The sequence below is a fragment of the Streptomyces sp. DSM 120436 genome (assembly GCF_055778765.1).
Genome location: NZ_JBSKBS010000001.1, coordinates 1,423,468 through 1,435,521 on the forward strand (window position 1 = coordinate 1,423,468; position 12,054 = coordinate 1,435,521).

Consider the following 12,054-nt stretch of genomic DNA (forward strand, 5'->3'; position numbering starts at 1 on the left):
CTTCGCGTGAGTTGGTGCCCGTCAAACCCTGGCCAGGACGGACACGTAAGGTTAGCGGCCCTCGGGGGCGATCTTGGGCAGGGTGGGGTGTAGGGGATCGTCTCTGTCAAGGGTGCGATCCGGCCGGTGTGAGGTCGCCGTCCGCTCCGGCGCACGCCCTTGATGCCGCCCCGGCTTCACCCGTCGTTCACTCCCGCGCCCGGTCGTCGCACCCGTGTGCTCCTACGGTCACGCTGACACCACGGGCACGCCAAGGAGAGAACACGTGCGAAAGCTGCTGCCGTTGATCGGAACGCCGTCCGGTGCGCACCCCGGCGGCCGGTCCGCCCTGACCTGTCGTTTCCGGTGTGGTGACGCCTGCTTCCACGAGGTGCCCAACACCAGCGACAACGAGTACGTCGGTGACGTCGTCGCCGGCGCCCTCAGCCGCCGTTCGATGATGCGGGCCGCCGCCGTCGTGACCGTCGCCGCGGCCGGTGCCGGCGCGGTGGGTGTCGCCGCCGCTCCCGAGGCGCAGGCGGCCCCGGTCGCCAAGGGCCGTAAACCTCACACGCACAGGGGCGCCCGGGGCCTCAGGTTCACGCCCGTCCCGCCCAACACCCGTGACGCCGTCACCGTGCCGGAGGGCTACCGGCAGAACGTCGTCATCCGCTGGGGCGAGCCCATCCTGCGCGGCGCGCCCGCCTTCGATCCGGAGCGGCAGAGCGCGAAGGCGCAGGCCGGGCAGTTCGGGTACAACTGCGACTTCCTCGCGCTGCTGCCCCTGAAGGGCGAGCGGAACCGGCAGCTGCTGGTCGCCAACCACGAGTACACCGACGAGATCCTCATGTTCCGGGACTACGACCCGGAGAACCCGACGCGCGAGCAGGTGGAGATCGCCTGGGCCGCGCACGGTCTCGCCGTCGTCGCCGTGGACGAGGACCGCAGGAGCGGCAGGCTCACGGCCGTGGGGCGGCACCACCTCAACCGGCGGCTGACCGCCACCTCCGAGTTCCGGCTCACCGGTCCCGTCGCCGGCTCCGACCTGGTGAAGACCTCCGCCGACCCGAGCGGCACCCGCGTGCTCGGCACCCTCAACAACTGCGCCGGCGGCACCACCCCGTGGGGCACGACGCTGCACGGCGAGGAGAACTTCAACCAGTACTTCGCCCACGGCAGCAGCGCCACGGACAAGCGGTACGGGATCGGCGCCGGTGCGACCGAGCGCAAGTGGGAGAGGTTCGACAAGCGGTTCGACCTCTCCCAGGAGCCGAACGAGGCGCACCGCTTCGGCTACGTCGTCGAGCTCGACCCGTACGACCCCGACTCCGTCCCGCGCAAGCACACCGCGCTCGGCCGGTTCAAGCACGAGGGTGCGACCGTGCGGCTGACGCACGACGGGCGGCCGGTCGTCTACTCCGGCGACGACGAGCGGTTCGACTACTTCTACAAGTTCGTCGGCAGCAAGCGGATGCGGCACGGCAACAGCCGCGCGGCCCGCGAGCACAACCTCTCGCTGCTCGACGAGGGCACGCTCTACGTCGCCAAGCTCACCGGTGACTCGCCCGCCTTCGAGATCGACGGCACGGGGAAGCTGCCGAGGGACGGGGAGTTCGACGGCAGCGGCGAGTGGATCCCGCTGGCCACCGCGACCGCGCGCGGCGCCGTCTCGCACGTGGAGGGCATGACCGCCGAGGAGGTCTTCGTCTTCACGCGTCTCGCCGGCGACAAGGTCGGCGCGACGAAGATGGACCGTCCCGAGGACATCGAGCCCAACCCGGTCACCGGCAAGGTGTACCTCGCGCTCACCAACAACTCCAACCGCGGCGTCGGCTCCCACCCGAAGGCGGACGAGGCGAACCCGCGGCACGCCAACAAGCACGGCCACGTCCTGGAGCTCACCGAGCGGTGGAACCGGCCGGAGAGCACGAGGTTCGCCTGGTCGCTGTTCCTCGTCGCGGGCGACCCGGAGGACCCGGCGACGTACTTCGCCGGCTTCCCCAAGGACGCCGTCAGCCCGATCTCCTGCCCGGACAACGTCGCCTTCGACGCGCACGGCAACCTGTGGATCTCCACCGACGGCAGCGCCCTCGGCTCCCACGACGGCCTCTTCGGCGTCGCCACGCGCGGGGAGCGGCGCGGTGAGCTGAAGCAGTTCCTGACCGTGCCGACGGGCGCGGAGACCTGCGGCCCGGTCATCCAGGACCGGCGTGTGCTGGTCGCCGTGCAGCACCCGGGCGAGGTGAACGGGGCGACCGTGGAGCGGCCCGCCAGCACCTGGCCCGACGGGCCCGGCACGTACGTCCGCCCTGCGGTCGTCGCGGTGTGGCGCGAGGACGGGCGGGACATCGGCGTCTGACGCCGGGCCGGAGCCGGTGCCGGGGGTCAGGCCCCCGGCACCAGCTCCTCCAGCCACTCCCGGTACGCCGGGGCCTGCCGGGCCACCTCCTGGTAGGCGTCCGCCAGGTGCGGGTACACGCCCTCCAGCTCCGTGTCCGTGCGCGCCGCCAGCAGCAGCCGTACGCCCAGCGGGTCGCCGGCGATGCGGCGGACCGCCGCCTCGGGGCGGGAGGGCGAGGTCGGCTGGCAGACGGTGACGACCTCGCCGATCGCGACCAGGGACGCGGCCGTGTGGTAGTCGCCGTGCAGCACGGGCGGGTCGATGCCGGCCTCGCGCAGCATCCGCCGCACGGCGTCCCACTCGCCGTCGACCGCCGGGTCGATCATCCAGCGGTCGTGGGCCAGGTCGGAGAGGCGGACGACCGGGCGGGCGGCGGCCGGGTGGTCGGCGGGCAGGGAGACGAACTGCGGTTCGCGGGCGATGAGGACGCGGGTGCGCAGGCCGTCCGGGACGTGCAGCGGGCAGCCCTCGACCTCGTGCACGAACGCGACGTCGAGCTGGCCGTCGGCGACCATGCGCAGCAGGGCGTTGGCGGAGACGTCCATGTGCAGGGTGGGTTCCTGCCAGTGCCGGCGCAGGCGGCGCAGCCAGCCGGCCAGCGCGCGGCTGGCGGTGGAGCCGATGCGCAGCTGACGGCCGCCGACGGCGGCGGCGCGGGCCTCGGTGACCAGGGAGCGCAGCTCGGTGACGAGCGGGCGGGCGCGGCTGAGGACCAGCCGGCCCAGGGGGGTGGGACGGCAGCCGGTGCGGGCGCGGACGAACAGGGCGCCGCCCAGCTCCTGTTCGATGCGCCGCAACTGCGTGCTCAACGAGGGCTGGGCCACGCCGAGATGGCGTGCGGCCCGGTGCAGACTGCCCGTGTCGGCGATCGCGCACAACGCCCTGAGGTGCCGGACCTCAAGCTCCATGTCCTGGGAGGGTAAGCGGGAAGTTCAGGTTTCACCAGACGTCCAAATGCCGTCCCTCCAGGCGTAGTCGGACGTCTTCGGCATCGGGAAGGGGCGGGGACGCGGACGGCCCGCGGGCGGGGACGCGGGCGGCCCGCGGGCGGGGGGCGCCGATAGCCCGGTCCTATCGCCGGTTGCCATCATCACAGCCGCCGCACAGGCGCGGACACTCACCGGTGACATGTGACTCACCCCCCACCGAAGGAGTCGTCCATGCGCCTGCGCATGCCCCTGTCCGTGCTGTCCGCGGCCGGTCTGAGCCTGACCGCGCTCGGTCTGGGCGCCGCCCCCGCCGGCGCCGCCGAAGCCCCCCTCGCCCCCGCCGACACGTCCTCCGCGTCCGCCGCGTACGCGGGTTCGTCCGAGGAGGCCGCGGCCAACCGCGCGTTCTTCCGGGCCGTGCTGGAGTCCGTGGCCGAGAAGCGGGCCGCCGATCCCACCGGCGCCGCCGCCGTCACCATCGTCTACAACGCCTCCCAGGCGCCCACGTTCGCCACACAGATAGCCCGCAGCACCCAGATCTGGAACAGCTCGGTCTCCAACGTGAGACTCCAGGCGGGCACCTCGGGCGCCGACTTCTCGTACCGCGAGGGCAACGACCGGCGCGGCTCGTACGCCTCCACGGACGGCCGCGGCCACGGCTACATCTTCCTCGACTACGCCCAGAACCGGACCTACAACTCGACGCGGGTGACCGCGCACGAGACCGGTCACGTGCTGGGCCTGCCGGACCGCTACTCCGGTCCGTGCAGCGAGCTGATGTCCGGCGGCGGCCCCGGCCCGTCCTGCACCAACGCCTACCCGAACGCCGCGGAGCGGGCGCGGGTGAACCAGTTGTGGTCGAGCGGCTTCGCCGCCGCGCTCGACCAGGCGGAGAAGGCGCTGGAGAAGTCCGGACGCTGACCCCCGCGTGCCCCGTCCGGTGCGGGCCGTCCCCTCGCGGGGCGGCCCGCACCGCCGTCCGTGCGCGGGTGGTGGCCGGGGCCGAGGAAGCGGGCGCGGTTCGCGGTCACCCACCCGGCCAGTACGCCGCACGGCACGAGCAGACACGCGACGGCGCCGCACACCGCGACGGCGCCGCACACCGCGACGGCGCCGCACACCGCGACGGCGCCGCACACCGCGCCGACGACGTCCCGCGCCCGCGCCCGCGCCCGCGCCTGACGAGAACCGCTCCGGGAACCCACTCCTCCGGGCGAGCCGCCCGCCCCCGCCGACGCGAGCGGTGGTCCTCCGAACGGGCGGAGAGGAGCCTCCGGGCGGGCCCGGCGCCCGGAGCCTGGCCCACGCCCGCGGGTGTCCGCCGGAGAAGCCCCGCCGGTCTCACTCCAGGCGGTGTCCCTCCGCGTCCTCCTTGGTGTAGTAGCGGTAGAACAGGATCACGAAGGTGCCGACCATGACGCCCACGCCCAGCCCCACCGAGCGGTAGATGCTGGGGTTGGACTGGCTGTACAGGAATCCGGCCGCGCAGCCGGCGAAGGCGGCCCAGGCCAGCGCGTGGAGTTCGCGGCGGAGTCTCGGTGCCAGGGTGAGCAGCGCGATGAGGACCCCGGTGAAGACCAGCCCGGTGAGGATGCCGAGCAGCAGGTTCGTGCCGGTGATGGGACCGCCGTAGCGACGGTTCGCCGCCGCCCAGTAGCCGTAGATGATCCCCGCGAGGACGGGCAGGACCACCCGGGCCACGCGGTGGGTGCGGGCGTCGAAGACGTCGGTGGTGCGGCTCTGCTCGATCATGCCCCGGGACCGGGGCGCCGCATGCGTCATGGGAGCACTCCTTCCTGCGTCCCCCGTCCCTTCAGGGCACACCTGCCGCGCCCGGGCGGCAACTCGGCCGCCCGGGTCCGCCCGGGTGCGGCCGGAGGGGAGGGGATGCGGGCGCCCCGGCCGCGTGTTTCGCTGGGGCCGTGAGTCCGGCCACCACAGGACACGCCCGGCCCGAGCCGTACCCGACGGCCGGCCCGGGCGACGTCGTGGAGCGGCAGCAGCTGCTGCGCGTACGCGGCCGCAGCGTCGCCTGGGCGCCGCCGCTGCTGCTGCTCGTCGCGATCGCGGTGGCCGACTACAACACCACCGGCGAGTTCCGGATCATCTCCTGGATCGTGCTGGTGCCGGGCATCGCCGCCGCGCTGTGCGGGGTGTGGGGCACGGCGGTGTTCGCGGTGCTGGCCATGGGCACGTACACCCTGGTCGACAGCGCCTGGCCGCACCAGTTCCAGGCGGGGCTGCCCGACTTCATCCTGGTCGCCCTCGGCGGCGTCCTCGCCACGCTGGCGTGCGTGGTGCGGGTGCGCGGCGAGCGCCGCGCGCTGCACATGCGGGACGTGACGGACACCGTGCGCCGTACGGTGCTGCGGCCGCTGCCGCCCGGCTGGGGCGGCCTGGAGCACGCCGGGGTGTACCTCACCGCCGACGCCCAGGCCCGGGTCGGCGGCGACTTCTACGACATCCAGCCCGGCCCGCACGGCACCCGCGTGCTGGTCGGGGACGTGCAGGGCAAGGGGCTGGGCGCGGTGGAGACGGCGGCGGTGCTGCTCGGCACGTTCCGCGAGGCGGGCTTCCACGAGGCGGACCTGGCGACGGTCGCCGACCGGCTGGAGGCGCGGATGGCGCGGCACCGCGCCTACACCGCCGCCCTCGGCCGGACGGAGGGCGACCGGTTCGCCACGGCCGTGCTGATCGGGTTCCCCGCGGACGAGGACGGCGTCGTCGACGCCGTCGTCTTCGGTCACGAACCCCCGCTGGCGGTGGGCCCGTCGGGGGTGCGGCACCTGACGGCGGCCGGGGGGCTGCCGCTCGGCTACCGCGACCTCGCGCCCGGCCCTCCCGCGGTGCGCCGGGTGCGTCTGGACGCCGACGAGACGCTGCTGGTGGTGACCGACGGGGTGACGGAGGCGCGGGACCGGGACGGCCGCTTCTTCAAGGTCGCGGAGGAGGTGGGCCGGGCCGTGGCCGCCGACCCGCGGCTGACGGCCCCCGCCCGGCTGGTGAACGTCGTACGGGACCGGACGCTGCGGCACTGCCGGGGGCGGCTGGCGGACGACACCACCGCGTTCGCGGTGCGGCGCGCCCGGGGCGCGGGGGCCGAACGCCGCGAAGGGGGACGTTCACCGCGGTGACGCCCCCGTGTGCGACCACAGCCGTTACGGTGCTGCCGTGGGCGATCGACAGGGGGAGGGGACCATGCCCGGGACCGTGCTGCTGCTGGCGGTGTCGCCGCTGGGCCGTGGACGGCTGGTGGACGCGGCGTCCGTGCTCCCCGTGCTCGCGGCGGTGCCCCCCGCGGTGCTGTCCGGCGCGGACACCGCGAACGTCGTGGAGCTGGCCGACCCGCTGGAGCCGCAGGCGGTGCTGACCCGGCTGCGGGCGGCGGCCGCCGCGCCCGGCCCGCTGACCGTGTACGTGGCGGGAGAGCTGCGGCTGGACCGCAGGCAGCGGCTGCCGCACCTGGCGCTGGCCCGCACCACCCCGGCGACCGTGCGCTACACGGCACTGCCCTGGCACTGGTTCCGGGACGAGCTGCGGCTGCGCCCGGCCGGCGCGACGACCCTGTTCCTCGATCTGCACGCCGACCCGGACGCCTGGCAGGCGCTGTGCGCGCCGCCGGCGCCGGGCCGGCCGTTCTCGCTGGACTGCGGGCGGGACGCCGCCGTCTACGGTCGCGTCGCACCGCCGCCGTCGCGGCGCCGGGTGGCGGCGCCGGCGTACATGAAGGCGCTGGCGACGCTGCTGCGCAGCGGGCGGCGGCTGCCGGACGAGGAGCTGCACCAGCGGACGCTGGCCCGGATCGCGCCGGAGAGCGCGGGCGCCGACCTGGTGCTGGCGCAGCACGGGCCGCTGCCGGGCGACCCGCACGCGGCGGTCACGGCGGCCGTGCGGGCGGGGCGGCACGCGGAGGCGGACGCGCTGGCCGCGCGGCTGGAGCAGGCGGCGGGGCTGGCGCACGGGCCGGTGTCCGAGGAGGCGCTGCACTGGACGGAGGTCCGCGCGGACCTGGCGATGCTGGCGGGCGACGCGGTGCGCAGCTGCCGCGCGTGGATGGCGCTGGCGGGCACCCGGCTGGCCGCCGGGCAGCCGGCCGGCGCGCCCGCCGTCGAGGCGGCCGTGGACCGCGCCCACCACCAGTGGGGCCGGATCGACGACCCGGTGCGGGTCCGTGAACTGGGGTTGGAGCTGGTGGAGTTGAGGAGCCGGGTGCCGGGGCGCCGGGAGGGGGCCGTGGAGCATGTGCGGCGCCGGCTCCGGGAGGTGCAGGGGCGCGCGGCGATGCCCGCCGGACATCTGCGTACGGACCCTCCCCAGGGAGCAGCCGCGGTGCCATGATGGTGAGTTATGGCTAAGGGGGACGGAGTGGCCGACCAGGACATCTGCATACGGCTCGACCGGAGCGCGACGGAGGGGGACATCACCGCCCTGCGCAACTGGCTGGAGCGGGAGAAACCGCTGGACGACCTGGCGCGGGACGGGAAGGTGCGGATCCTCGTGAGACCCGCCACCGAGCACGGCGGCACCCCGATGGGGACGAGCCAGGAGATCATCATCGCCGTCACGTCGGCGGGCGCCACCGTGGTGTTCCAGGAGCTGCTGGAGCAGGTCAAGCGGGGTGTGAAGGCCTGGCGCGACAACCGCCGCCAGGTCGGGCACGGCGATCCGCCGCAGGACAGCGTCGAACCGGTGAACCGCGACGACGGGTAGACCGGTGCAGCCTCAGGACGCGGGGGAGCCGAGGGACCGGGCGCTGCTGATCGGTGTGTCCGAGTACGACTTCACGAAGCCGCCGCACGGGGTGCCGGGCGACCTGCCGGCGGTCCGGCACAACCTGACCACGCTGCGCGAGGCGCTGGTGCGCGGGCGGGTGTTCGCGGAGCAGGAGATCAGGACGCTGCCGTCGCCGTACCTCGCCGACACGGCGCGGGTGCTGCAGCGGGCCGCCAAGGAGGCCCGCGGGCTGCTGCTGGTCTACTTCGCGGGGCACGGGGCGATCCCCAGCGGGGGCGACGAGCTGTACCTGCAGATGCGGGACGCCCGGGTGATCGCCGGTGAGCACACGGTCTTCTCCGGGGCCGAGAAGTTCAGCGACCTGATGGTGACGGTCCTGGCCACCAGCGCGGCGCGCCGGATCGTGGTGGTCCTGGACTGCTGCTTCGCGGGCAACGCGGCCCGGGTGTGGGAGCTCTTCGGGGACAAGCGGCGCGTCGCGGTGCTGATGAGCGTGCAGGCGAACCACCGGATCGACGCGGGCGACCCCAAGACGCCCACGCCGTTCACGGAGGAACTGGCGGCGGTGCTGGGGGAGGGGGGCGGGACGACCGTCTCGGAGCTCGCCGCCCGGCTGCGGGAGCGGATGGCCGCGCGGGGCCTTCGCACCGAGCGCGGAGACCCCTGGGAGCCGCAGACTGCGCGTCGAAGCGGGCGTCGACGTCCCGCTGGGGAAGGACGACGGTCCGCAGGTCCCGCTCCCGGGGCCGGGCTTACCGGGCGGGCCGGGTGGCGCCTCGGACCCCGGCCCGCCGGGCCCGGACCCGGGCCCCCGTCCGCCGTGGTGGCCGGCCGTGCTGAAGGGGTGGCGGTCCGTCCTGGCCGTGCTGAAGCGGTGGCTGTCCGCCCTGAGCGCGCTGAAGCGGTGGTGGCTCGCCCTGACCGTGCTGCTCGCCCTCGGTCTGCTCGGCCTGGGCCTGTACTGCACGCTGGGTCCGGCCGGCGACGGCGCCCACTGCGCCCCGCCGCTCGAACTGAGGGTGCTGACCGACCCGGACCTGGAACGGCCCGTACGCGCCGCCGCCGACGCCTATCTCGGCTCGGAGGAGAACACCACCGGTGCCGGCTGCCGCCGCACCGGCGTCACCGTCTACAGCGCCGGTTCCTCCGACGTGGTCGGCGCGCTGCGACGGCACACCGGCGACTGGCAGGAGCCGCGGGACGACGACGTCGACCCGCAGCGGGACCTCGGCCCGCAGCCGGACGTGTGGATCCCCGCCTCCCGCGCCGACGTCGACCGGGTGCTGGACGAGCAGGACACGGACGCCGTCGCGGTCCTGGAACCGAGGGAGCCGCCGCTCGCCTACTCCCCCATCGTGCTGGCCGTGCCGCAGCAGATCGCCGCCGAGGCCTATGACGAGCGCACCGGGCTGGACCTGACCGAGATGATCCAGGACCTGACCGATCGCGCCGGGGACGCGGAAGTGCGCCGACCCGACCCCGAGTTCACCGACTCCGGACTGCTCGCCACCGTCGGCCTGTACGGCGCCGACGCGAGCGCCGCCGCCCGCGGGGAGGGCCTGGTCGAGCAGTCCGGCTCGCCCTCCCCCACGGCCGGCGACCTGCTGTGCGCGCTGCCCGACGACGACGCCGTGGACGACCGCACCGCCGCCCTCGTCCCGGAGTTCCTGATGCGCAGCGGCGTCGACTGCGACAGCACCACCCGCAGTCCGCGGATGGCCCAGTACCCGCAGGACGTGCCCGGGGTGGAGCCGGTGTTCGTGCGGGTGCGCTGGAACGGCGGCGACCGCGACGGGACGGAGCGGGACGCGGCGGCGAGCGCCTTCCGCGACTGGCTGACGGGCGACGACGGCCGTGCGGTGTTCGCCGACCACGGCTTCCGTTCCGCCTACACCCGGGAGCTGCCGGACGGGGAGCCCGTCGCCGACGGCGTGCTGCACGCGCCCAGTCCGCTCGACGAGTCGGCCGGACGGGACGCGATGGAGCGGGCGCTGCGCGCCTACCAGGCGTACGGCGGACCGGGCCGGGTGCTGTTCCTGCTGGACAGTTCCGGTTCCATGGCCGACCTCTGGCAGGGCCCGAGCGGCGGCCCCGGTCTGCTGCGGCAGTCGCTGGGCGGGCTGGGCGCCGAGGACGAGTACGGCGTCTGGGCGGTGGCGGACACCGGCGACGGCCCCTACGAGACGCTGCTGGGCATCGCCGCCCACCGGCGGACCGACGCCCAGCGCGCCGTCGACGAGCGGGCGCGGGTGCGGGACGCCACGGCCGACCCGCACGCGGCGCTGCTCTCGGCGTTCGACGCGATGGACCGGCGGGGCGGCGACGGACGGCCGCAGATGATCGTGCACATCACCGACGGCGAGCACGGCGAGACGCTGAGCGGCGGCCGGCTGACCGAGGTGCTCGACCGGGCCGGGGCGAGCGGCGTTCCGGTGACCGTGGCCGTCCTGGGCAGCGGCGGCTGCGACCCGGGCCGGCCGGACCGCCGCATCGCCGACGCGAGCGGCGGGCGGTGCCTGGACGCGGGGGACGACCTGGGCGCGGCCCTGCACGACGAGATCGCACGCACCGGAACGGGGGAGGGCTGATGCGTCGACGGCTCGCCGTACTGGCGGCGCTGCTGCTGTCGCTCGCCGCCTGCACCGGCGGCGGGGGCGGGGGCGGGACGGAGGCGTCCGACGCGACCGCCGCCGAGGACGTGCCCGGCACGATCGTGGTCGCCAGCGGCCGGGACGTCACCGGCAGCAACGGCGTGCGCCAGCAGCTCATCGACGCGTGGAACCGGCGTGAGCGGCAGGCGGGTTCGCAGTACCGGGCCCGGCTGGTGGAGCTCGCGGGCAGCGCCGACGAGCAGCGCAGCCAGTTGCTCGGCGCCCTGCAGTCCCGCAGCGCCGAGTACGACGTGGTGAACCTGGACGTCACCTGGGTGCCGGAGTTCGCCGAGGCCGGGCTGGTGCGGGCGCTGCCGGACGACATCGTGGACGAGGACGTGATCGGTCCGGTCGCCGAGACGGCCCGCTGGGACGGGAAGGTCTACGCGGCGCCGTTCAACAGCGACGTCGGCCTGCTCTACTACCGGCGCGACCTCCTGCGGCGGGCGGGTGTCGAGGAGCCGTTCGTCCCGGAGGGGTTCACCTGGGACCAGCTGCGCGGGCACGTCGAGACCCTGCACACGAAGCTCCCCGCCGGCGCCTTCGCCAAGGGCTGGACCACCCAGCTCGCCGCGTACGAGGGCCGCACCGTCAACGCGGTGGAGGCGTTCGCGTCGGCGGTGCCCGGCCTGGCGCTGGTGGACGGGAAGGGCCGCTACACGGGCGACGTGGAGCAGCTCACCGAGGGCGTGGCGGAACTGCGCCGCCGCATCGAGCCGGCGTACACCCTCCAGGACGCGGCGGTCTCCGACGAGGCGGGCGCGACCGGCGACTTCGTCGAGGGGCGCACGGCCTTCCTGCGTGCCTGGCCCTCCGCCTACCCCACGCTGTACCGGGTGTTCGGGGACCGGGTCGGCGTGGCGAAGCTGCCCGGGCGGGCGGTTCTCGGCGGGCAGAACCTGGCGGTGACCAAGGCGTCGCAGCGGGCGCGGAAGGCGACCGAGCTGATCCGGTACCTCACGGGGCGGGAGAGTGCGCGCTGCCTGCTGGAGGCCGGGTTCGCGGCGGCCCGCGACTCGGCCTACCGGGACGTGGTGCGCTGTCCCGAGGGCGTGGCCGCCGCGCCCTCGCCGTCCCCGACGGGGGAGGGCGCGGACCAGGTGCCGCGGGACGGCGGGGGCCGCCCCGCTCACGCGGACACGACCCTGCGGGCGCTGAAAGAGGCCGTGCACCGCCCGAGGACCCCGCTCTACGGCGCGCTCACCCAGACCTTCATCACGCAGCTCGGCCCGCTCGTGGACGGAGCCACGATCGGCGACGAGGAACTGGCCCGGCGGCTGGACGAGGCGCTGCGCGACGCCCTGCCCGGCTGAGGACCGTCCCGGCCGGGGGCCGCTCCGCTGAGGGCCGTCCCGTCCGA

9 protein-coding genes and 1 pseudogene are annotated in these 12,054 nt (G+C 75.1%); 8 read left to right on the forward strand and 2 right to left on the reverse strand.

The window, feature by feature from the left end:
* The first annotated feature begins 265 nt into the window (after positions 1-265).
* Positions 266-2,338: a PhoX family protein gene (locus ACWH4W_RS06520; protein ID WP_473074853.1), complete on the forward strand. Its 2,073-nt coding sequence runs from the start codon at positions 266-268 to the stop codon at positions 2,336-2,338.
* A gap of 26 nt (positions 2,339-2,364) precedes the next feature.
* On the opposite strand, the gene ACWH4W_RS06525 is transcribed toward ACWH4W_RS06520, so the two are convergent.
* Positions 2,365-3,288, reverse strand: a complete 924-nt coding sequence (locus ACWH4W_RS06525) for a LysR family transcriptional regulator (protein WP_473074854.1) — start codon at positions 3,286-3,288, stop codon at positions 2,365-2,367.
* A 252-nt stretch (positions 3,289-3,540) separates the two neighbouring features.
* Here ACWH4W_RS06525 and snpA point away from each other — a divergent pair, with 252 nt between their 5' ends.
* A complete protein-coding gene (snpA, locus tag ACWH4W_RS06530) occupies positions 3,541-4,230 on the forward strand; it encodes a snapalysin (RefSeq protein ID WP_473074855.1) in 690 nt (229 codons plus the stop codon).
* A 420-nt stretch (positions 4,231-4,650) separates the two neighbouring features.
* Here the strand turns inward: snpA and ACWH4W_RS06535 are convergent, their stop codons facing one another.
* A complete protein-coding gene (locus ACWH4W_RS06535) occupies positions 4,651-5,091 on the reverse strand; it encodes a hypothetical protein (RefSeq protein ID WP_473074856.1) in 441 nt (146 codons plus the stop codon).
* A 140-nt stretch (positions 5,092-5,231) separates the two neighbouring features.
* On the opposite strand from ACWH4W_RS06535, the gene ACWH4W_RS06540 reads away from it, so the two are divergent.
* The 6 genes and pseudogenes from ACWH4W_RS06540 (at position 5,232) to ACWH4W_RS06565 (ending at position 12,007) form a co-directional block, all read left to right on the forward strand.
* A complete protein-coding gene (locus ACWH4W_RS06540) occupies positions 5,232-6,443 on the forward strand; it encodes a PP2C family protein-serine/threonine phosphatase (RefSeq protein WP_473074857.1) in 1,212 nt (403 codons plus the stop codon).
* A 64-nt stretch (positions 6,444-6,507) separates the two neighbouring features.
* Positions 6,508-7,647, forward strand: coding sequence for a hypothetical protein (locus ACWH4W_RS06545; RefSeq protein WP_473074858.1), 1,140 nt, complete (start codon positions 6,508-6,510; stop codon positions 7,645-7,647).
* 9 nt (positions 7,648-7,656) lie between these two features.
* A complete protein-coding gene (locus ACWH4W_RS06550) occupies positions 7,657-8,019 on the forward strand; it encodes a hypothetical protein (RefSeq protein WP_473074859.1) in 363 nt (120 codons plus the stop codon).
* 91 nt (positions 8,020-8,110) lie between these two features.
* Positions 8,111-8,620, forward strand: a pseudogene (locus ACWH4W_RS06555) (VWA domain-containing protein); the annotation flags it as partial.
* Positions 8,621-8,876: 256 nt separating this feature from the next.
* Positions 8,877-10,631, forward strand: coding sequence for a vWA domain-containing protein (locus tag ACWH4W_RS06560; protein ID WP_473074860.1), 1,755 nt, complete (start codon positions 8,877-8,879; stop codon positions 10,629-10,631).
* The gene (locus ACWH4W_RS06565; protein WP_473074861.1) at positions 10,631-12,007 is read left to right on the forward strand and encodes an extracellular solute-binding protein; all 1,377 of its coding nucleotides are present in this window, start codon (positions 10,631-10,633) and stop codon (positions 12,005-12,007) included. Before ACWH4W_RS06560 ends, ACWH4W_RS06565 begins: the two co-directional genes overlap by 1 nt.
* Positions 12,008-12,054: the final 47 nt, after the last annotated feature.

Bases quoted from the DNA above. Each gene is read 5' to 3' on its own strand.
- ACWH4W_RS06535 (WP_473074856.1), bottom strand. From the start codon at position 5,091: ATGACGCATGCGGCGCCCCGGTCCCGGGGCATGATCGAGCAGAGCCGC.
- ACWH4W_RS06565 (WP_473074861.1), top strand. From the start codon at position 10,631: ATGCGTCGACGGCTCGCCGTACTGGCGGCGCTGCTGCTGTCGCTCGCC.
- snpA (WP_473074855.1), top strand. From the start codon at position 3,541: ATGCGCCTGCGCATGCCCCTGTCCGTGCTGTCCGCGGCCGGTCTGAGC.
- ACWH4W_RS06525 (WP_473074854.1), bottom strand. From the start codon at position 3,288: ATGGAGCTTGAGGTCCGGCACCTCAGGGCGTTGTGCGCGATCGCCGAC.
- ACWH4W_RS06545 (WP_473074858.1), top strand. From the start codon at position 6,508: ATGCCCGGGACCGTGCTGCTGCTGGCGGTGTCGCCGCTGGGCCGTGGA.
- ACWH4W_RS06550 (WP_473074859.1), top strand. From the start codon at position 7,657: ATGGCTAAGGGGGACGGAGTGGCCGACCAGGACATCTGCATACGGCTC.